Origin of the sequence: Morganella sp. HSTU-ASny43 (genome assembly GCF_022819185.1) — a bacterium.
Taxonomy (GTDB): domain Bacteria; phylum Pseudomonadota; class Gammaproteobacteria; order Enterobacterales; family Enterobacteriaceae; genus Morganella; species Morganella morganii.
This window is the reverse complement of record NZ_WSPG01000001.1, coordinates 214,361-234,370: the sequence shown is the minus strand read 5'-3', so window position 1 is coordinate 234,370 and position 20,010 is coordinate 214,361. Positions and strand designations below refer to the sequence as shown.

Here is a 20,010-nt window from a genome sequence, read left to right as displayed (position 1 = left end):
AAGATAAAGTCAAAGTTACTTCATGGATTTTAAGCGCGCCCGCAGCCTTTTGATTGCCTGGCTGTGTAACTGGCTGACGCGGGATTCCCCCACTTCCAGCACTGCGCCTATCTCCTTGAGGTTCAGCTCTTCCTGATAGTAAAGAGTCAGAACCAGTTTTTCACGTTCAGGCAGTTGTTTTATCGCCTCAACCACCTGGTGACGCAAACTCTCGTCTACCAACAAACCGAGCGGGTTGCCCCCGTCATCATCATCACGGACGGGTTCGCAGCTCTCACCGTGGATTTCGTGCCACTCATCGTATGAAAACAGCTGGCTGTTATTGGTATCGGTTAAGACCTGACGGTATTCTGCGATATCCATCTGTAACGAATCAGCGATTTCCTGCTCTGCGGCTGCACGCCCCAGAGACTGTTCGAGCGCACGCACGGCTTTGGTTATTTCCCGCGCCTGACGGCGCACACTGCGGGGGGCCCAATCTCTTCCCCGCAATTCATCCAGCATTGCCCCGCGGATCCGTTGTACCGCATAGGTTGCAAAGGTGGCACCCTGCATGGCGTCAAAACGCTCCACTGCATGCAGCAAGCCGATACCCCCGGCCTGAATTAAGTCGTCAATATCAACGCTTGCCGGTAATCTAACCTGCAACTTCAGGGCTTCGTGCCGGATAAGGGGATAATAACGCTCCCACAGGCTATTTTTGTTGATAACACCTTCGGCGGTATACAAATCACTCACAACCTGAAACACCCTTCGAGATTCATGAAAGGCTTTTATTATCGTGCCCTGAAAAGAATTCAATCCGGTGAGTAGTGAGGTAAATCACGCCTTATTTGCCTTATCCTAAATCACCTCATTAACAAATAGCAATACTCTCTTTCATTTTTATCATAAATTTTGCAAAATTCCGGTTATTTTATATGACAAAAAGAAAAATAGGCGTTCATTAATAGAATAAAAAAACAAATAGTTAGAATATTATTTGTTCTGTTATGGGTAACACCTATAAAAAAAGGTCAGAATATTCTGACCTTTTAAACACGCTAAAGCAACTACGTAAATTAACGTAACAGGCTCAGAACACCCTGAGGAACCTGGTTTGCCTGTGCCAGAACAGCGGTACCCGCCTGCTGCAGGATCTGACCACGGCTCATGTTAGACACTTCTGTTGCGAAGTCAGCGTCCTGGATACGGCTGCGTGCTGCGCTCAGGTTGTTAACAGAGTTGTTCAGGTTGTTGATGGTAGACTGCATACGGTTCTGGAATGCACCCAGTTTTGAACGGTATGAGTCAACAGTTTTCAGTGCTTCGTCCAGTTTTTTGGTGGTTGCATCGTTGACTTTGTCAGCATCTGCTTTGGACTTGATATCAGTCAGTTTATCACCAACGACCAGGTTACCTTGTGTCGCTTTAGCTCCGTCTTTTTCGAAGGTTTTCACTTCAAAATAATCCGCACCTTTCTTAGCAACGATAGTACCGGTTGCTGTTTCAAACAGTTCGTGGCCTTTCAGATCAACAGTCGTAAATGTTGCATCTACTTTAGCAGCCTCTGCTTTTTCTGCTATTGCATCAAGCTTAGTATCTGATTTCAGAGCAGTATAAGTCGGCAGTTCGAAATCTTTCAGACCCAGTTTAGCCAGATCAATTTTCTGCATATCCAGTTCAATGACTTCACCGTCGTTTGCACCAACCTGGAAGTTCATTTTAGTGCCCTGCTCCAGCACTTTAATGCCGTTGAACTGAGTTTGTTCAGAAATACGTTTGATTTCTGACAGGCGCTCGTTCACTTCTTCCTGGATAGAACCGATATCGCTCTTGGAGTTAGTACCGTTTTTCGCCTGAACGGTCAGTTCACGGATACGCTGGATGTTGTCGTTGATTTCGTTAACAGCACCTTCAGCAGTCTGTGCGATAGAGATACCGTCGTTAGCGTTACGGGAAGCCTGTGCCAGGCCTTTTACGTTAGCGGTGAAACGGTTGGCGATTGCCTGGCCTGCAGCGTCATCTTTTGCGCTGTTGATGCGGGCACCTGAAGACAGACGCTCAATTGCAGTGCCTAATACGCCCTGTGAACGGTTTAAGTTGTTCTGAGTAACCAGAGACAGAACGTTAGTATTGATAACCTGTGCCATGATATATGTCCTTGTTATTGAAAATAATAAACAGCGTTTATCTGTTTGGCTTTCTGATTTTCGCCAGCAATAACACTATCGGCACCCTGAGAGACCACTTTAGGTTTTTTGGTAAATATTTTTAGAAAATTGTCGCAGAAATGGTTTCCTCAGACATAAAAAAAGCCGGAACAGTGGTTCCGGCCAAACCATAACACAGAGGAATTGCCTGATTTATAATGAAATAATGATTAACGCAGTAAGCTCAGTACTGACTGTGGTACCTGGTTTGCCTGCGCCAGCACTGATGTTCCCGCCTGCTGCAGAATCTGGCCACGACTCATATTAGAAACTTCAACGGCAAAATCGGCATCCTGAATACGACTGCGTGCGGCACTCAGGTTGTTAACAGAGTTGTTCAGGTTATTGATGGTGGACTGCATACGGTTCTGGAATGCACCCAGCTGGCTGCGCTGAGTATCCACTTTGGCCAGGGCATCATCCAGCGTCTTCAGGATTTCATCTGCCGGAGGTTTCGTACCTGCTGCCAGTACCTTGATTTCACGGCTGGTATCAACACTGACGTTAGCATGATAATCTGTACCGGTAGCATCTTTTTCCACACCGGTTACTTTTGCTTCATAAGTAACATCTTTCGTTCCCTCTTTACCGTCATCTATTTTACCGGTGACCAGGTAGGTATCTTTTATTGCAACGCCGTTTTCATCTTTGGCTTCTTTCAGCTCTGTCGGTGCTGTAGACCAGGTCACACCTGAGAATTCAAATGATGCTGCTTTATTTGGCGTTGAGGCACCATCGTCAAATTCATCTGCAGTTTTCGTTGCACCTTCCTGACGATACACGGCACTCAGTGTGGAGAAATCCATACCTTTCAGACCCAGCGCCTCACGGTCAACTTTCTTCAGATCAATATCGATTGTTTCACCATCATTGGTACCAACCTGGAAACTCATTTTTTTATCGCCGGATAAAACTTTGATGCCGTTGAACTGCGTTTGTTCTGAAATACGGTCAATCTCTGCCAGGCGCTGGTCAACTTCTTCTTTTATAGAGTTGATATCGCTTGCCGAGTTAGTGCTGTTTTTGGCCTGCACACCCAGCTCACGAATACGCTGGATGTTATCGTTGATTTCATTGATAGCACCTTCCGTTACCTGCGCCAGTGAAATACCGTCACTTGCATTACGGGATGCCTGGGTCAGACCTTTCACATTGGCGGTAAAGCGGTTGGCAATCGCCTGACCTGCAGCATCATCCTTTGCACTGTTAATACGGGCGCCGGAAGAAAGACGTTCAATGGCAGTTCCTAACACGCCCTGAGAACGATTTAAATTATTCTGGGTAACCAGTGACAGAACATTGGTATTAATAACTTGTGCCATAACGATATTTCCTTTTTTTGTATGAAATAATGTGAGTTATTTTTGCCGTCGCTGCGGAGTAATACTGTTAACGGGCGATAATTCACTTTATTTACAGACAAAAAGTCGTCATTTTATCAATATCAGGCACATTTATCCGGATAACGCATTTTGTGAGATTTGTAATCAAATTGCTGCCCCCGACGCTCATTTTTGTTTCTTTATCTTAATGGTGACAATAACCCTGCTTTCCCTGCGCAACTCTGCCCATCATTTTTTGCCGTTAACGCTAAAATTCTTCCGCTGCCAACCGATAACTATGTAAAACCAATCAAATTCAGGAGAAGTACATGGCAGGCATAGCATCGTTAGGCGTCGGCGCAAATATGGACCTTAATCAGCAAATGGACATGCTGGAAAAAGCAGAAATGCGCCGTCTGGAGCCGTTAACTGCCCAAAAAACAGCGTGTGAAGCACAGATTAGTGCTTTCGGAAAGTTACAGTCTTCACTGGAAAAATTAAAATCCGCCTCTGAAGCACTGAAAAAATACGGTGATATCAGTACCACCAAAGTCAGTGAAGAAAATAAATACTTTGGTGTGTCCACCACAGGTAAAGCACAGCCGGGTCAGTATGATGTCAGCATCGAGCGACTGGCTAAAAACCAGACCTTATCCGGAAAAGGTGTTGCTGACGGTAAGACATCAATGGGTAACAGCAACGCTGAACGAACTGTTTCCATTAAAATCGGTGACGGCAGTGATGCGAAAAAGAATTTTGATATAAAACTGAGCAGCGATAAAACATCGCCGATTGAAGTCGCTGATGCCATAAATAAAGCGGATAAAGGCGTCTCTGCTAGTGTGGTAAAAGATAAACAGGGTGAATACCACCTGGTGTTAATCAGTAAAACCCAGGGGACCAATTCTGCTATCAGTATTTCTGTTACCGGCGATGATGATCTGGATAAAGCCATCGGCGGAAAATCAGAAAAACAAACCGACGGTACCGTTAAATTTATCAGTAACGGCGGCATGAAGCAGACGACCGCACCGGAAAACGCACTGTTCACTGTAAATGGTATCGAACAGGAATCACAGACTAACGAAGTCAAAGATGCTTTTTTTGGTCTGACACTGACACTGAAAAAAACCACTGAAAAAGACAGTGCCGGAAAACCAATTACTGAACCGCTGGTTGTTTCTTCTGATATTGAACCGGCCAAAAAGAAAATTAAAGAGTGGGTGGATGCTTATAACGAGTATCAGAAACTCTGTAAAGATCTGACCAAATATACCAAGACAGAAAAAGGTGAGGCGGCGGATAAAAGTAATGGTCCGCTGATTGGTGATTCCACGGTACGCGGTATCCAGAATACTATCCGCGGGCAAATCAGAACACCGAATGGTGACGGTACACTCAACACCATGAGCAAACTCGGTATCAAGCAAAAGTTAGACGGTACCCTGGAGATTGATGACAAAGTTCTGGATAAAGCATTAAAAGAAAATGGTTCCAGTGTTAAAGAGTTCTTTGCGGGGGACGGAAAAGAGACCGGTTTTGCCACTGAAAACTTTAATTATCTGAAAAAGACATTAGACAGCCGTGAAGGTACGATTCATAACGCCACCGACGGTCTGGAGAAAAAGAAAAAAGGTATCGATAAACGTATCGAACAAACCAATAAACAGATCGAAAACACCATGGATCTGTATCGCCGTCAGTTCCAGAATCTGGACAAAATGATGAACTCCCTGAGTGGCACCACACAAGCACTCGGCAGAATGTTAGGTTAAAAATAATGTATCAGCGCAAGGCAAATCAGGCTTATCAGCAAGTTAATCTTGAAAGTGAAATTACCAATGCCTCGCCTTATCAGTTGATCCGGATTTTGTTTAACGGGGCGCTCAGCGCCCTTCGCCGCAGCGAAATCTTTATGGAGCAAAATGATATTGCCGCCAAAGGTAAGGAACTGTCGAAAGCGATTAATATTATTGATAATGGCCTGAAACAGGCTCTGGATTATGATGCCGGCGGTGAGTTGGCACATAATCTGGCCTCTCTGTATGACTATATGATTATGCGGTTACTCAACGCAAATATCGAAAATAACGTGACCTACGTAAAAGAGGTCTATCAACTGCTCTCCGATCTCGCGGCAACATGGCAACAAATCGGGGCAAATGTGGATGAAAGATAATCAGGTGAGTATTCAAACGACCATCAATTTACACGATATATATCAACATGTACTGACACTGAGTGAAGAACTCGTTACCCTGGCCAGAAACAGTGAATGGGATGATTTGATTGCCCGTGAAACTGATTATGTTTGTGCAGTTGAACACCTGACACAGTTATCTCATGAACTGGAAAAAGAACAGCCGGTTACCGGCGAACTGGTGGAAATACTGCAGGCTATCATTGAAAATGAACGGGTAACAAAAATTTATTTGCAGGATCACCTCAACTTTCTGAGTAAAGAAATAAAACAGCTTGACCAACAACGGGTGATTAATAAAAGTTACGGGCAATTCACTGACCCGGATTATTCGATTCATGTTAAACCAGTAGAATAAGTTTTTCTGATCAGCGCGGTGTCTTAAAATAATGAAAAAATGGCCTGATCTGTTCCGGCCGGACAGTCGTTCCCTGCCCGGCCGGAACGTTTTGCTATTCAGCGGTATTTTTTACACCGGGTTTCACACAATTTCCCAGATATAACCCCGCCATGACAGCTGCAAATCCGCCGATCACACTGACCAGCAAATAAGTTATTCCGGTACCCAGTAACGCCGGGGATGACATTATTTCAAATGTTCCGTACACAAAGCTGCTGAATGTGGACAATCCGCCCATAATACCGGTGGCCACCAGCGCATTGACATACTGATTAATCCGGTTGCGCTGTAATAATGCCGCCGTTATTCCCAGCAGGAATGAGGCAATAATATTAGCCGCCAGAATATCAAGCGGAAATCCGTCATGCAGAGACGGCACACCAAGCATCAGTAATTCACGACAGATTGCGCCGAATGCCCCGCCAATAAAAATAAGAATCACCATATTCATATTGTTATCCTCATGCCGCCAGCCAGACACCCAGTGCGGCAGCAGCCAGACCCGCCACAACAGAGATAAGCAAATACCCGAAAGCCAGCATCCGCTGTTTTGAATTCACCAGTTTTGCCGCATCCAGCTGCATACTGCTGAAAGTGGTGTAACCGCCGAGAATACCGGTCAGAACAGCCGCATGCAGGAATGAACCGAAGCGGTCATGCCAGTCAATCACGAATAACGTGCTTAAAAAACCGATAATAAACGCACCCGAGATATTAATAATAAAGGTGCCCAGCGGAAAATGGCCGTGATAACGTTCGCCTGTCAGTTTACCGACCCACCAGCGCAGTAATGAACCGCTGCCGCCGCCGATACCGACCCAGAAAATATCAATTGCTGTCATATAACCTCACCTGTAAATAGCATCGTCAGGAGAAATACGTACAGCGGATAGTGTAGATCCTCTTTCTTTACTTCACAATTCCCTGATTGAAACCGGCTGAATTTATACAAAGATGCCGGATCTGAAGTCCGGTTACAGGTTATACCCTGTAATATTCTGTGACTATACGGAGAACGGATACCAATAACTGACGGTCAGCAGGAAAATAGCCACACCACCTGCCAGTGCGGTAACCGTCAGATAAAAACGAGTCCGTGGTACAGTTATTACCGGGTGCCGCCGGATATTACGGTAAACACGGATCAGATCACCCGACAATACCAGCAGCAGAATGACCACCAGGAATTTACCGGCCAGGTATACTGAATCCCAAAATTCAGCAGAAACCGGCGGTTCCCGCAGGTTATTATTTATCCGTTGCACCAGTGTAATCCCGGTTGCTGTATACAACCACACACGGAAATAAAAACCGGCCAGCATTATCACGCTTGTCACTACTGTTTTATATCTCTTCATTTGTACTCTTTATACAGATAAAAAATCGCCGATACGGAACTAATAGTATTTTTGTGCTGTCAAAAACAGAGTAAAAACACACTACTTTAACACACTCATTAAGGACAACTGATGAAATCAGCCTATGTTATTGCTCCGCTCTTCTTATTAATGGCAGGATGCAGTCAGAATGCACGGACAGACCAGGCAGCAGAGAATACCAGGACATTATATATTGACTCTGAACTCGCCGATTGCGTGGGTGTTGCGCCGATGAAATGCATGAAAATAAAAGAATCCCCTGATGCAGAGTGGGAATTTTTCTATCAGAGCATCGACGGGTTTACTTATGAGCCGGGATACCAGTACCGGGTGTCCGTTAAAACAACGAATGTTCCGAATCCGCCTGCGGATGCACCCAATATCCGTTATCAGTTAATTTCCGTACTGAGTAAGGATCCTGTACCGGCGAAAGGTACAAACGTTGGTATGGCAAACCCGGCATCCGTTTATTGTGAACAATCCGGCGGTAAAACAGAAATCGTTAAAGCGGCATCAGGCTGGACCGGTTACTGTAATTTACCGGGTGGTGAGCGGGTTGAGGAATGGACGTATTACCGCAAAAACCATAAATAAACAGATCAAAAAGAGCGGGAAAACCCGCTCTCTTTATTTATCCGGTACAACAAAAATTATCTTTGTTATTTCACTAATTTACAGGTACGGCCTTTATCTTCGGCAACTTTGCCTTTCACCGCATCATCCTCTGAGATGCTGGCCAGATTCAGTTCATTTTTTCCGTTTGACCAAAGCTGGAAATTTTCGCCGACATAACGGGCACCGCTGGCAGCAACAGCTTCTTTCAGAACAATAATTTCATCGCTGTATACCATCACTGCAGTTTTGGCATCCGGGAAAGCAACTTTAATTTTTTGCCCGTCACAGTTATAGGTATCCGTTTTGGCCGCAAATGCAGGGCTTGCCAGTAATGCAGAAACTAACGCAACAGCAGACACAGACAGAATTTTACGCATCGAATGCTCCTGAAAACGAGCAATGCAACCGTTAATATTATTGCGCTTTGATTATGCACCCGCCATCAATAACCAATATAGGATATATCTGTAATCCCGTTTCCCGGTTAATTTTTCCGCTGTTGCCCGGTGATATTTAAATCGCTATTCCGCGGAACGGTGCTATTATCAGTATAATTACGCAGACATTATTTAATCTTTATTACAGGCGGAGTTATACCAATGATAATATTCTCATCTCTGCGGCAGTTTATGCGTATTTATCAGTCACCGGCAGTATTGATATTGCATTTCATTATCATTATATCCGTTATTCTTCAGATTTTGATCAGCAACTGGATGTCTGTTTCCGTCACCGGCGTTATTCCCGCAAGCGGCTATCGCTTATTTTTTACCTGGCTGCATATTATTACCGGTCTTTCATTCTGGGTTTCCGGTACCCTGCTTATTGCTCTCTGCTTTCATCAGCGGGGAATAAAGCACTATTATCCGTGGGCTTTCGGCTGTTTTTCGCAGATAGCGGCAGACTGCCGCGCCCTGCTGCACGGGAAATTACCGGAATCCGCTCCCGGAGGTCTGGCAACCAGCGTTCAGGGGCTGGGTCTCGGTGCACTGGTACTGGTCGTACTATCCGGTACAGCCTGGTTTATATTATGGGCGGCGGGGTCAGCTTATGCCGGTGAAATACGTAACCTGCACAAAACGCTGACGGGACTGATTGAAGCGTATATTATTGGTCATGGTGCAATGGGGTTATTGCATTTTATAGTCTGGCTGCGGAAAAAATCAGTTTATGATAATAATCAAACCCGTTGATGTTCTATCCGGAGATAATGTATCCTCGGCACCGCTGTAAAATAATAAGCCCCTCCGGGGCTTATTATTTTTACGACAACAGCAGCTAGTCATTTTTCTTCAGATTCGCCACTAACTTTTCCAGCATCTCTGCTTTGTATAATACCGGTGCAATATTGCCGCTCTCAAGTAACGCATTAGACACGTCAGATAACTTAAAGCGTACTTCTTTCCCGACGATACCCACACGGCTCGCAATCAGCGGTTTATTTTTCGCTTCCGTACCGGTCATGAACACACTCATCGCCGCAATATTCGGGATCGGTAATTTACCTTTTTCCAGCACCAGCGTCATTTGCAGTTTCAGATCACCCGGAGCAGACTTTTTGGCCGACTGCAAACGTTTAATCGTTTCCGGCGTGATCATCACACCGGCATAGAGCTCGTCATTTGATAAGATATAAATCCCGGCATTTACCGCCTTCATATCATCAGCGATAAACCCGACCCCGACAGGAACGATAAAACTGGCATAGGAATTAAATTTCTCTTTATAACATTCCTTGTATTCCGCACCGGAGAAGACAGCCGGCATCTGCTCTTTAATTCTGATAAGACTTTTTGATTCTTTCCGTGAATCTTCGAAATCATTACAGGCCGGTACTTCCACATTGATATTACCGGCGACCAGTTTGTGTTCATGAGAGACCAGGTCATCCGTATTTACCGTGGTTTCAACATCCACTTTACACCCTGCCAGAAATAAAACAGCGATCAGTACAGGAAGAATTTTTTTCATTTTTTCACCAATATGTATTTATGATTCATTTATTTAAACACACATGCAGTGAGATTAAAGCGATTCGGGAAGTTTTTGTGACAATGCAGATAAAAACGGGGTAATTGAAAAACATATAACCGGAATTTTTTTAATAAATAACCCCGTATTGGCAGAATACTTAAATATGAAAGCCCGCAGCTTCGGGCATTCATATAATAATATTTACACCGGCATTGACATAATTTCCTGATAAGCAGCCACCAGTTTATTACGTACCTGAATACCCATTTGCAGGCTCAGGCTCGCTTTCTGCATGTCCACCATAACATCATTAAGGGAAATATCGGCTTTGCCGAGTGTGAAATCTTCCACCTTTTTTGCTGAATTAACGCGGGTGGTATTGATCTCATTCACTGCTGAGATCAGGTGATCACCAAACCCCGGTGCATCAACGACCGGTTTCGTCTGGCTTGCTGCCTGTGCTGCTGTTACATTCAGCTGGGAGACGACTCCCTCAATTGCCTGAATTGTCATGTTTTTTCTTCCGTTAACAGGGATAAATGTGCACTGCGGAAGCCATTTTCTGCTGAAAAAGACACCGGTCACATCCTATTGCCTGCATACCCTAACACACCCTTTTTAACTTGAAGCCCGTAAATAACACCAAAATCACAGGCTGATTCTGTCATTAGATTTGTTATTTGCAGGGAATAATAGCAGCGTAAAAAAGTGACGTTACAAAGAGGGAAATTACGTTGTTTCGCCAAAACTATTTTCACCCGTCAAATCTGCAAGGCAGGGAATGTTTATGAGTGCCGCACCACAAGACACCGGAGATACCAAAAAGGGATTCGCCCTGATTATTGACCGTATTAAGGCTGATCCGAAGGTTCCGCTGATGGTCGCCGGCGCGGCTGCAATTGCCGTTATTGTTGCGCTGTTCCTCTGGATGCGCAGCCCGGATTACCGCGTTCTGCTCAGTAACCTGAGTGCCAAAGACGGCGGCGATATTGTCAGCCAGCTGACACAGATGAATATGCCTTACCAGCTTGCGGATAACGGCAGTGCCATTCTGGTACCTGCTGATAAAGTGCATGAGCTGCGTCTGAAACTGGCTCAGGCCGGTCTGCCGAAAGGCGGTAATACCGGTTTTGAACTGCTGGATAAAGAGCAGTTCGGTATCAGTCAGTTCAGTGAGCAGGTGAACTATCAGCGCGCCCTCGAAGGGGAACTGTCACGCACTATCGAATCACTCAGCCCGGTACAGACCGCGCGGGTGCATCTGGCGATCCCGAAACCGACCCTGTTTGTCCGCGAGCAGAAATCACCGACAGCCTCCGTCACCGTCGGATTGCTGCCGGGCCGCGCACTGGATGAAGGTCAGATCAGTGCGATTGTGCATATGGTCTCCGGCAGTGTGTCAGGATTAACCTCCTCCAACGTTATTATTGTTGACCAGACCGGACGTCTGCTGACAAACAATGATAACAGCCAGCAGTCTGTCAGCACGTCGCAGATGCGTCTGACCCAGGAAACTGAAGCACGTCTCAAACAACGTATTGAAGACCTGCTTGCCCCGCTGGTCGGCCGTGCCAACGTACAGGCGCAGGTAACCGCTCAGGTGGATTATTCCAAAGTCGAACAGACCGCCGAAGAATACAAACCAAACCAGCAGCCGGATTCCGCCGCTGTCCGCTCGCGTCAGAGCAGCCAGAGTCAGCAGAACAGCAACGGCGGCCCGGGCGGCGTGCCGGGGGCATTATCCAATCAGCCGGTCAGTGCTCCTGCAGCTCCAGTTGAAACAGCAAAAGCGGATACAAAAGATAACAAAAATGCATCTCCTGCCGATAATAAAAGTAACAGCAACATTAATTCGCAGAGTGATGAGACCACAAACTACGAAGTGGATCGCAAAATCAGTCATACCCAGCGCCAGATTGGCGTGGTTGACCGTCTCTCTGTCGCGGTAATTATTAACTGGCTGCCGCAGAAGAAAGAAGACGGCACCGAAGAAATGCAGCCGCTGCCGCCGGAAATGATTAAAGAGATTGAATCGCTGACCCGCGAAGCGATGGGGTATTCCGTCAGCCGCGGTGACAGCCTGAGCATAACCAACTCCCGCTTTACCGATGAAGGTCAGCTAACTGAAGAGCCGTCGCTCTTCACAAGCCCGGTCATCATTGCGCAGGCACTGGAGTACGGCAAGATCCTGCTGCTGTTACTGGTGGGCTGGCTGCTGTGGCGCAAAGGTATCAGACCGCAGTGGCAGCGTTACCGCAAAGCACAGCAGGCGGAAGCAGAAGCCCGTATGTTTAAGGCGACTCAGATGAAGACCCCGCTCGTGGCTGATGATGTTATCAGTGACGATATGGACGAGAAAACCCGCCGCCGCCTGACCCGTCAGCGTGTCAGCGCCGAAATTCAGAGTCAGCGTATCCGTGAGATGGCGGATAAAGATCCTCAGGTTGTGGCAATGGTTATCAGTCAGTGGTTAGGAAAAGCACAATGAATTTAAGCGGAACAGAAAAGAGCGCCGTCATGCTGATGACGCTCGGTGAGGACCAGGCCGCCGAGGTCTTTAAACACCTGAACAATAAAGAAGTCCAGCAGCTGAGTATGGCGGTCTCCAACATGCGTCAGGTCTCCAATGCCGAGCTGGCGGAAGTCCTGACGGAGTTTGAGGAAGCGGCGATTCAGTATGCGGCGCTGAACATCAATACCAATGATTATCTGCGTTCCGTGCTGGTTAAGGCGCTGGGTGAAGACCGCGCCGCCAGCCTGCTGGAAGATATCCTCGAGAAGCACGAAAGTGCGTCCGGGATCGAAAGCCTCAACTATATGGAGCCGCAGACTGTGGCCGATATTATCCGCGACGAACATCCGCAGATTATCGCCACCATCCTGGTGCATTTAAAACGCAACCTGGCCGCCGATGTGCTCGAACTGTTCGACGAACGCCAGCGCAACGACATCATGCTGCGTATCGCCACCTTTGGTGGTGTGCAGCCGGCGGCACTGGCGGAATTGACCGAAGTCCTCAACAATCTGCTGGACGGCCAGAACCTCAAGCGCAGCAAAATGGGTGGCGTGAGAACCGCAGCCGAGATCATCAACCTGATGAAAAGTCAGCAGGAAGAAGGTGTTATCGGGGCAATGCGCGATTACGACGGCGAACTGGCACAGCGGATTATCGACGAAATGTTCCTGTTCGAGAACCTTATCGAAGTGGACAACCGCAGTATCCAGCGCATCCTTCAGGATGTCTCCAACGACTCGCTGGTTATTGCACTGAAAGGCTGCAACGAAGAGCTGCGCGAACACTTCCTGCGCAATATGTCCACCCGTGCGGCTGAGATTGTCCGTGATGATCTGGAGTCCCGTTCACCGGTGCGTATGTCGCAGGTTGAGAATGAACAGAAATCTATTCTGCTGATTGTCCGCCGTCTGATGGAAACCGGCGAAATTGTGATTGGTGGTGGTGACGATGTCTATGTCTGATAAGGAAAACACCGGCCTGCCGTGGAAGCGCTGGCAGCCGCGGGAGCTGAATCAGTGGGATCTGAATTCCTCTGTGCTCCCTGCCCTGTCCGATGAGCCGGAACCGGAAAAACCCAAAGTACCCTGCCTGGAGCCGAAAGAGGTGCTCGAGCAGATCAATCTGCTGGATAATCTGAAAGAAGAAGCGCAGCGCAGCGGTTTTCAGTCCGGCCATGAGCAGGGACAGAAAGCCGGTTATGATGCCGGATTTACTCAGGGTCTGCAGGACGGCGCTGAACAGGGCCGTCAGCAGGTACTGGCAGAACAGCAACCGGTCACGGAAGCGTGGCAGAAATTACTGTCTGAGTTCAGTTACTCACTCGACAGTTTTGACAGCGTGGTAACCACCAAACTGCTGCAGATTGCCCTGACCGCCGCCCGCCAGGTGCTCGGTCAGCCTGCGGTCTGTGACGGTACCGCACTGCTCGAAGAGATCAGCCGTCTGCTTCAGCAGAAACCGCTGTTTGCCGGTCAGCCGGAACTGCGGGTCAACCCGGCACATGCTGAGATGATCGAGCAGCATATCGGTACCCAGCTCAGTCTGAACGGCTGGCGTCTGGTGCCGGATCCGCAGCTGCATGCAGGCGGATGCCGAGTGGTGGCGGATGACGGCGAAATCGATATGAGTGTCGCCACCCGCTGGCAGGAGCTGTGCCGGTTATACGCGCCGGAGACCTTGTTATGACCGCGCGGATTGGCCGCTGGATAGGCGCACTGGAAGGTTTTGAATCCCGGATGTCCGGCGTGGCGATGACCCGCCATTACGGGCGTCTGACCAAAATCACCGGGCTGGTGATGGAAGCCGAGGGTATCAAAATGCCGCTCGGCGCCACCTGTTTCATCGAGCGCGTGATCAACGGGAACACCGAAGAAGTTATCTGTGAAGTGGTCGGTTTTAACGGGCCGCGTATGCTGCTGATGCCGCTGGCAGAGCTGGAAGGTATCGCGCCGGGTGCCCGTGTCTATGCGCAATCCACCGGAAGCGGCGGGCAGACCAGCCGCCAGTTGCCGCTGGGTGATGAACTGCTCGGCCGTATCCTTGATGCCTCCGGTAACCCGCTGGACGGCAAAGGGCCGCTGGAAGCCAAAATCCGCGCCCCGCTGATTACGCCGCCAATCAACCCGCTGGAACGGTCGCCGATTAACAGTGTGCTGGATGTCGGTGTCCGCGCTATCAACGCCCTTCTGACCGTCGGACGTGGTCAGCGTATGGGGCTGTTTGCCGGTTCCGGTGTCGGGAAAAGTGTGCTGCTCGGCATGATGGCGCGTTTCACACAGGCGGACATTATTGTGGTCGGGCTGATTGGTGAGCGCGGCCGCGAAGTAAAAGATTTTATCGAGAACATCCTCGGCGCGGAAGGACTTCAGCGTGCGGTGGTTGTCGCGGCACCGGCGGACGTTTCCCCGCTGCTGCGGATGCAGGGTGCCTCTTATGCCACGCGGATCGCGGAATATTACCGTGACCTGGGTCGCAATGTGCTGTTAATTATGGATTCACTGACCCGTTACAGTATGGCACAGCGTGAAATTGCGCTCGCCATCGGAGAACCGCCGGCGACAAAAGGCTATCCTCCGTCGGTGTTCGCAAAATTACCGGCACTGGTCGAACGGGCAGGCAACGGTAAAAACGGCGGTTCTGTCACCGCGTTTTACACTGTACTGACCGAAGGGGATGACCAGCAGGATCCGATCGCTGACTCCGCACGGGCCATTCTTGACGGCCATATCGTGCTTTCGCGTTCCCTGGCGGAATCCGGACACTACCCTGCTATCGATATCGAAGCCTCCATCAGCCGTGCCATGACCGAGCTGATTGAGAAAAGCCATTACCGGAAAATTCAGCGTTTCAAACAGCTGACCTCCGCTTACCAGCGCAACCGCGATCTGATTAATGTCGGTGCCTACGCGGCAGGCAGTGACCCGATGCTGGATGAGGCCATTCAGCTGTTCCCGTATATGGCGAAGTTTCTGCAGCAGGATATCGATGAGCGCTGTGACTACCCGGCCGCCTGTGAGCAGCTCAGTCAGGTGATACCGGACGCATAACGAGGTCGTCAATGTCAAACACGCATGCACTCACCACGTTGTTAAATTTAGCTGAAGAGGCCGCCGAAGAGGCGGCTAAAGTACTGGCGCAGGTTCGTCAGACCCACACACAGATGAGTCAGCAACTGACCATGCTGGAGAATTATCAGGCTGATTACCGGCAGAAGCTGAATCAGACACTGCATACCGGGATGGCTGCCGATAAATGGCAGAACTATCAGCAGTTTCTGGTCACTCTCGAACTGACCATTGAACAGCAGCAGGGTCAGTTGAACCTGTGGGAGCAGCGCGTCAGTGATGCCAACCGCCACTGGCAGGAAAAACAACAGCGCGTCAATGCCTTCGATACTCTGATCCGCCGTGCGGATCATGCAAAAAATCAACGACAAAACCGGCTGGAGCAAAAGCAGATGGATGAATTTGCCCAGCGTGCGACTTTATGGAGAACCCGTTAATGGATGTCAATGCCGGTACCAAAGTGGTCAGTTCTGCTGACAACGCATTGAATAAACAGGAATCACCGCGTGCGGAAGATGCACAGGCAACCGCCCTGCCGTTTCAGGCCGTAATGGATGCACAGCAGCCGCGCCCGGAAAAACCGGCACAGGCTGTACATGCGGTAAAACAGACCCGTAATGACACTGCCGCGCATAAACAGGCCGCAGAGGGTAAAGCGGTCTCCGCACAGGAAAAACAGACCGGTGCCGACACCATGGCACAACTGAATTTCTCCCGCCGCCTTGCCGGGGATGCTGCCGCACCTGAGCTGGATGCAAAATTGCTGACCAGCGGGGATGATGCACCTGCATTACCGCAAACAGAAGGTGAAACGGACAATGCCCTGCTAGCGGCACTGAAAGAGCGCCTGAGCGGACGGGACAGCCGCGCGGCAGAGAAACCGGCCGCGGACACAAAGCTGCAGATTGATGACAGCGGAAAAAACGTCACCAAAACCACAGAGCTGCCGGAAGACATACTGGCTGAAACCGGTAATAAACCGCTGATCACGGATGAAAATAACGACGCACGCACCCTGTTTACGGATGACAAATCCAAACCGCGTGTGGATCAGCCGCGTTTTTCACTGACCGATGCACAGAAACCGGACCCGAAAGCACTGCCGGAGGATTTTTTACCGCTGAATAAGAAATCCGCTGACACTTCCGTGCCGTTATCGCTGACGTCCGCCACTGATACCACCGGTGCGGATAACAGCAAAAGCGCGTTCAGTATCAAAACAGAAAGCAGTGCCTTTCAGACTGTCACCGCACCGGGCAGCCATACTGCCGTCCAGAGCCCGGTACTGATGCCGGCGGCGGCTCAGAGTACCGCTGCGCAGACCAATGCCCCGGTGGCTCAGCCGTCCATGCAGCTGACCGCGCAGCTCGGCAGTGAACTGTGGCAGCAGCAGGTCAGCCAGAATATGATCTATTTCTCCCGTCAGGGATTACAGCAGGCACAGCTGCGTCTGCATCCGGAAGAGCTGGGCTCCCTGAATATCCATCTTAAAATTGAGGATAATCAGGCGGTGATGCACTTTGTCTCCCCGCACAGCCACGTCCGTGCCGCGATGGAATCTATGATGCCGGTGCTGCGCAACGCCCTTCAGGAGAGCGGGATCCACCTGGCGCAAAGCTCCGTCGGACAGGAGTATCACGGTAATCAGCAGGGTTCCGGTGATGATCGTCACAGCGGCGGCAGTGCTGATGGTATTACGTCTGCCGGAAGCATCAGCGGCGTGAATGTCAGCACAGATACCCTTGTCCGCCCGTCAGCACTTCATGACGCCCGCGCCCGCGGCGGGATCGATACCTTCGCCTGATTCCTGTACATAACGGCGGTACCGGGGACTAAAGCCCCGAGTTACCGCCTTTTTGTTTCGTTTTTCCCCCCTTTAGTCCTTCAGAAGCACGCCATAATGGGTGGGCTTACAGAGTATGAAACCCCTGCCGGGTTTTGCTATCAAGAAATAGGAATTCAGTTAACATGTCGTCTTCACGCAATGCCTCAAAAGGTTCCAATACCGGGTTACTGGTTATTTTCGCCCTGATTGCCCTCGCAGGAGCAGGTTTCGGGGGTTACAGCTGGTGGTCTTCTCACCAGGAGAGTACCACCGCCGGTACCGCAGACGAGAAACGGGCCAATATGCCTGAGCCTATCTTTATGGGCATTGAACCGTTTACCGTGAATCTTCCCGGTATGAATAACGGCCGTGATCGTGTGCTGTATATTGATATGACACTGCGTCTGGCCAACGAGCGTTCCCGCAAACAGCTCCATGAGTATCTGCCGGAAGTCCGCAGCCGCCTGTTACTTCTGCTATCACAGCAGTCCCCGCAGATACTCGGAACCCATGACGGCAAACTTCAGCTGATGAAGGCAGTTAAAACCACCTTAGCCCCGACCGTGGTACAGGGACAGCCGGATCAGGAAATTTCGGATGTGTTATTCACCACCTTTATTCTCCGGTAAAACTGATGAGCGATAATATTTTATCTCAGGCAGAGATAGACGCGCTGCTCAATGGTGACTCGCCGTCAGAGCCGCAGCCTGCCGACACAGCACTCAATAAAGGTAAGGACAAAGTCCGTCCTTATGACCCGAATACCCAGCGCCGCGTTATCCGCGAGCGTATGCAGTCCCTGGAAATTATTAACGAGCGTTTTGCCCGTCAGTTCCGGATGGGATTGTTCAACATGCTGCGCCGCAGTCCTGATATCACTGTCGGTGGTATCAAAATTGAACCTTATCATGAATTTGCCCGTAACCTGCCGGTGCCGACCAACCTGAACCTTGTGCATATGCCGCCGCTGCGCGGAACCGCACTGTTCACCTTTGAACCGGCGCTGGTCTATATCGCTGTCGATAACCTGTTCGGCGGTGACGGCCGTTTTCCGGTCCGTTCCGAAGGCCGGGAATTCACCAACACCGAACAGCGCATTATCCACCGTATGCTGAAACTGGCACTGAACGCTTACCGCGATGCGTGGAAGCCGATTGCTGAAGTGGATGTGGAATATGTGCGCTCAGAAATGCAGGTGAAATTCACCAATATCACCACCTCCCCCAACGATATCGTGGTCACCACCTCCTTCCTGGTGGAGATCGGTAATACCGTGGGTGAGCTGAGCATCTGTATTCCGATTGCCATGATTGAACCTATCCGCGAGCGGCTGATTAACCCGCCTATGGAGCACGGTCACCAGGAAAATGAAGCCTGGGTATCCAGCCTGGTGACACAGGTGAAGCATTCCGAGCTGGAACTGGTCGCGAATTTTGCTGAAATCCCGCTGCGGATTTCAAAATTACTGCAACTGCAGAAAGGGGATGTGATCCCGGTGGAGAAACCGGATCGCCTGATTGTCAGTGTGGACGGCGTACCGGTACTGACCAGTCAGTACGGCACCCGGGACGGCCAGTATGCATTGCGTGTGGAACATTTGATTAATCCTGTATTAAACACTCTGGACGAGGAAAAAACCAATGAGTGAGGCGAACAACACTCCTGATATGAACCCGGAACACGATGGCGAGTCTCTGTGGGCAGAGGCAATGGAACAACAAAAAAAAGCAGAAACCGGGAACAACCAGGCGTTTGATAATCTCGACAGCCAGAATCCGCTGAATCAGCTGTCTGATATCAATCTGATTATGGATATCCCTGTCCGTCTCTCTGTGGAACTGGGCCGGACAAAAATGACCATCAAGAAGCTGCTGAGTTTATCCCAGGGCTCGGTGGTGGCACTGGACGGGCTGGCCGGTGAACCGCTGGATATCCTGATCAATGGCTATCTGATTGCCCAGGGTGAAGTGGTGGTGGTCTCTGACAATTACGGTATCCGCATCACGGATATTATCACCCCGTCTGAACGTATGCGCCGCCTGAGCCGCTGATATGACACCGACCGCATCCGGCACCCCTGTTTTACCGGCCGCAGAGAAAACGGCAGATAATGCCGTTTTTTCTTCCGTCGCCCTGCCGCCGCCCGCAGTGGGTTCTCAGGCGATTAACAGCACGGACAGCCTGATTCAGATGTCCGGCGCACTCAGCGGCATTATTCTGCTGATCCTGGGACTGACCTGGTTTGTCCGCAAATTCGGCTTTACCGCAAAACTGGCCGGCAAAAACCCGCTGCTGAGTATCAGAAGCACCTGTTCTCTGGGAAACAAAGAACGGCTGGTGGTGGCGGAGATTCAGGGTGAATGGCTGGTTCTGGGTGTGACCGCACAGTCGGTTAATCTGCTGCACCGCTGTCCGGCTGACCCGGCGGCGGTAACTGATGCCCCTTCCGCCTTTCAGGCACTGCTGAAAACCAAACGTACCGCAAATAAAGATGCGGTACCGGCTGACGAACCACGCTGAGAT

Annotated in this window: 24 protein-coding genes; 15 read left to right on the top strand and 9 right to left on the bottom strand. The window is 49.7% G+C overall.

The window, feature by feature from the left end; translation table 11 throughout:
• Window positions 1-15: 15 nt before the first annotated feature.
• The 3 genes from GN208_RS01110 to GN208_RS01100 all read right to left on the bottom strand — a co-directional run bounded on the left by GN208_RS01110 (window position 16) and on the right by GN208_RS01100 (window position 3,514).
• On the bottom strand, window positions 16-738 hold the full coding sequence (locus GN208_RS01110) for an RNA polymerase sigma factor FliA (RefSeq protein ID WP_004240062.1): 723 nt from the start codon (window positions 736-738) through the stop codon (window positions 16-18).
• Between the two features lie 323 nt (window positions 739-1,061).
• A complete protein-coding gene (locus GN208_RS01105) occupies window positions 1,062-2,132 on the bottom strand; it encodes a FliC/FljB family flagellin (RefSeq protein ID WP_243828272.1) in 1,071 nt (356 codons plus the stop codon).
• 230 nt (window positions 2,133-2,362) lie between these two features.
• A complete protein-coding gene (locus GN208_RS01100) occupies window positions 2,363-3,514 on the bottom strand; it encodes a FliC/FljB family flagellin (RefSeq protein ID WP_243828271.1) in 1,152 nt (383 codons plus the stop codon).
• A 329-nt stretch (window positions 3,515-3,843) separates the two neighbouring features.
• Here GN208_RS01100 and fliD point away from each other — a divergent pair, with 329 nt between their 5' ends.
• Genes fliD through fliT form a run of 3 tightly spaced genes read left to right on the top strand, consistent with a single transcriptional unit; the run spans window position 3,844 to window position 6,072 of the window.
• Entirely contained in the window at window positions 3,844-5,289 is a 1,446-nt protein-coding gene (gene fliD, locus GN208_RS01095; protein ID WP_015422629.1) for a flagellar filament capping protein FliD, read from the top strand.
• Between the two features lie 5 nt (window positions 5,290-5,294).
• Window positions 5,295-5,693, top strand: a complete 399-nt coding sequence (gene fliS, locus GN208_RS01090) for a flagellar export chaperone FliS (protein WP_004236802.1) — start codon at window positions 5,295-5,297, stop codon at window positions 5,691-5,693.
• Window positions 5,683-6,072, top strand: coding sequence for a flagellar protein FliT (gene fliT / locus GN208_RS01085; RefSeq protein ID WP_004240057.1), 390 nt, complete (start codon window positions 5,683-5,685; stop codon window positions 6,070-6,072). Before fliS ends, fliT begins: the two co-directional genes overlap by 11 nt.
• Window positions 6,073-6,166: 94 nt before the next feature.
• On the opposite strand, the gene GN208_RS01080 is transcribed toward fliT, so the two are convergent.
• From GN208_RS01080 to GN208_RS01070, 3 genes are all read right to left on the bottom strand, one after another.
• The gene (locus tag GN208_RS01080; RefSeq protein ID WP_004236804.1) at window positions 6,167-6,565 is read right to left on the bottom strand and encodes a CrcB family protein; all 399 of its coding nucleotides are present in this window, start codon (window positions 6,563-6,565) and stop codon (window positions 6,167-6,169) included.
• A 10-nt stretch (window positions 6,566-6,575) separates the two neighbouring features.
• Window positions 6,576-6,956 carry a fluoride efflux transporter CrcB gene (crcB, locus tag GN208_RS01075; protein WP_004236805.1) on the bottom strand — a complete coding sequence of 127 codons (381 nt, stop codon included), beginning with the start codon at window positions 6,954-6,956 and terminating at the stop codon, window positions 6,576-6,578.
• 162 nt (window positions 6,957-7,118) lie between these two features.
• A complete protein-coding gene (locus GN208_RS01070) occupies window positions 7,119-7,379 on the bottom strand; it encodes a hypothetical protein (protein ID WP_225806411.1) in 261 nt (86 codons plus the stop codon).
• A 204-nt stretch (window positions 7,380-7,583) separates the two neighbouring features.
• On the opposite strand from GN208_RS01070, the gene GN208_RS01065 reads away from it, so the two are divergent.
• A complete protein-coding gene (locus GN208_RS01065) occupies window positions 7,584-8,087 on the top strand; it encodes a DUF4377 domain-containing protein (protein WP_004236807.1) in 504 nt (167 codons plus the stop codon).
• A gap of 65 nt (window positions 8,088-8,152) precedes the next feature.
• Here GN208_RS01065 and GN208_RS01060 read toward each other — a convergent pair whose 3' ends face one another.
• Entirely contained in the window at window positions 8,153-8,485 is a 333-nt protein-coding gene (locus GN208_RS01060; RefSeq protein ID WP_004236808.1) for an MliC family protein, read from the bottom strand.
• 222 nt (window positions 8,486-8,707) lie between these two features.
• Here GN208_RS01060 and GN208_RS01055 point away from each other — a divergent pair, with 222 nt between their 5' ends.
• Complete coding sequence (locus GN208_RS01055; RefSeq protein ID WP_004236809.1) at window positions 8,708-9,301, top strand: cytochrome b/b6 domain-containing protein; 594 nt, start codon at window positions 8,708-8,710, stop codon at window positions 9,299-9,301.
• Window positions 9,302-9,386: 85 nt separating this feature from the next.
• Here the strand turns inward: GN208_RS01055 and GN208_RS01050 are convergent, their stop codons facing one another.
• Window positions 9,387-10,079: a hypothetical protein gene (locus GN208_RS01050; RefSeq protein WP_004236810.1), complete on the bottom strand. Its 693-nt coding sequence runs from the start codon at window positions 10,077-10,079 to the stop codon at window positions 9,387-9,389.
• A gap of 204 nt (window positions 10,080-10,283) precedes the next feature.
• Entirely contained in the window at window positions 10,284-10,595 is a 312-nt protein-coding gene (fliE, locus tag GN208_RS01045; RefSeq protein ID WP_004236811.1) for a flagellar hook-basal body complex protein FliE, read from the bottom strand.
• A gap of 274 nt (window positions 10,596-10,869) precedes the next feature.
• Between fliE and fliF the strand changes: the two genes are divergently transcribed.
• The 10 genes from fliF (at window position 10,870) to fliO (ending at window position 20,007) form a co-directional block, all read left to right on the top strand.
• A complete protein-coding gene (gene fliF, locus GN208_RS01040) occupies window positions 10,870-12,570 on the top strand; it encodes a flagellar basal-body MS-ring/collar protein FliF (RefSeq protein WP_004240047.1) in 1,701 nt (566 codons plus the stop codon).
• Complete coding sequence (gene fliG, locus GN208_RS01035; protein ID WP_004236813.1) at window positions 12,567-13,559, top strand: flagellar motor switch protein FliG; 993 nt, start codon at window positions 12,567-12,569, stop codon at window positions 13,557-13,559. The genes fliF and fliG overlap by 4 nt, the downstream gene beginning before the upstream one ends.
• A complete protein-coding gene (gene fliH / locus GN208_RS01030; protein ID WP_004236814.1) occupies window positions 13,552-14,283 on the top strand; it encodes a flagellar assembly protein FliH in 732 nt (243 codons plus the stop codon). Before fliG ends, fliH begins: the two co-directional genes overlap by 8 nt.
• A complete protein-coding gene (fliI, locus tag GN208_RS01025; RefSeq protein ID WP_004236815.1) occupies window positions 14,280-15,644 on the top strand; it encodes a flagellar protein export ATPase FliI in 1,365 nt (454 codons plus the stop codon). Before fliH ends, fliI begins: the two co-directional genes overlap by 4 nt.
• An 11-nt stretch (window positions 15,645-15,655) precedes the next feature.
• Window positions 15,656-16,099 carry a flagellar export protein FliJ gene (gene fliJ, locus GN208_RS01020; RefSeq protein WP_004236816.1) on the top strand — a complete coding sequence of 148 codons (444 nt, stop codon included), beginning with the start codon at window positions 15,656-15,658 and terminating at the stop codon, window positions 16,097-16,099.
• Window positions 16,084-17,466, top strand: a complete 1,383-nt coding sequence (locus tag GN208_RS01015) for a flagellar hook-length control protein FliK (protein WP_225806410.1) — start codon at window positions 16,084-16,086, stop codon at window positions 17,464-17,466. Before fliJ ends, GN208_RS01015 begins: the two co-directional genes overlap by 16 nt.
• Before the next feature lie 164 nt (window positions 17,467-17,630).
• Window positions 17,631-18,116, top strand: a complete 486-nt coding sequence (gene fliL, locus GN208_RS01010; RefSeq protein WP_004236818.1) for a flagellar basal body-associated protein FliL — start codon at window positions 17,631-17,633, stop codon at window positions 18,114-18,116.
• Between the two features lie 5 nt (window positions 18,117-18,121).
• Complete coding sequence (fliM, locus tag GN208_RS01005) at window positions 18,122-19,135, top strand: flagellar motor switch protein FliM (protein ID WP_004236819.1); 1,014 nt, start codon at window positions 18,122-18,124, stop codon at window positions 19,133-19,135.
• Window positions 19,128-19,538, top strand: a complete 411-nt coding sequence (gene fliN / locus GN208_RS01000) for a flagellar motor switch protein FliN (protein WP_004240045.1) — start codon at window positions 19,128-19,130, stop codon at window positions 19,536-19,538. The genes fliM and fliN overlap by 8 nt, the downstream gene beginning before the upstream one ends.
• A gap of 1 nt (window position 19,539) precedes the next feature.
• Window positions 19,540-20,007 (top strand): flagellar biosynthetic protein FliO, encoded by a 468-nt coding sequence (gene fliO / locus GN208_RS00995; protein ID WP_004236821.1) that lies wholly within the window; start codon window positions 19,540-19,542, stop codon window positions 20,005-20,007.
• Window positions 20,008-20,010: the final 3 nt, after the last annotated feature.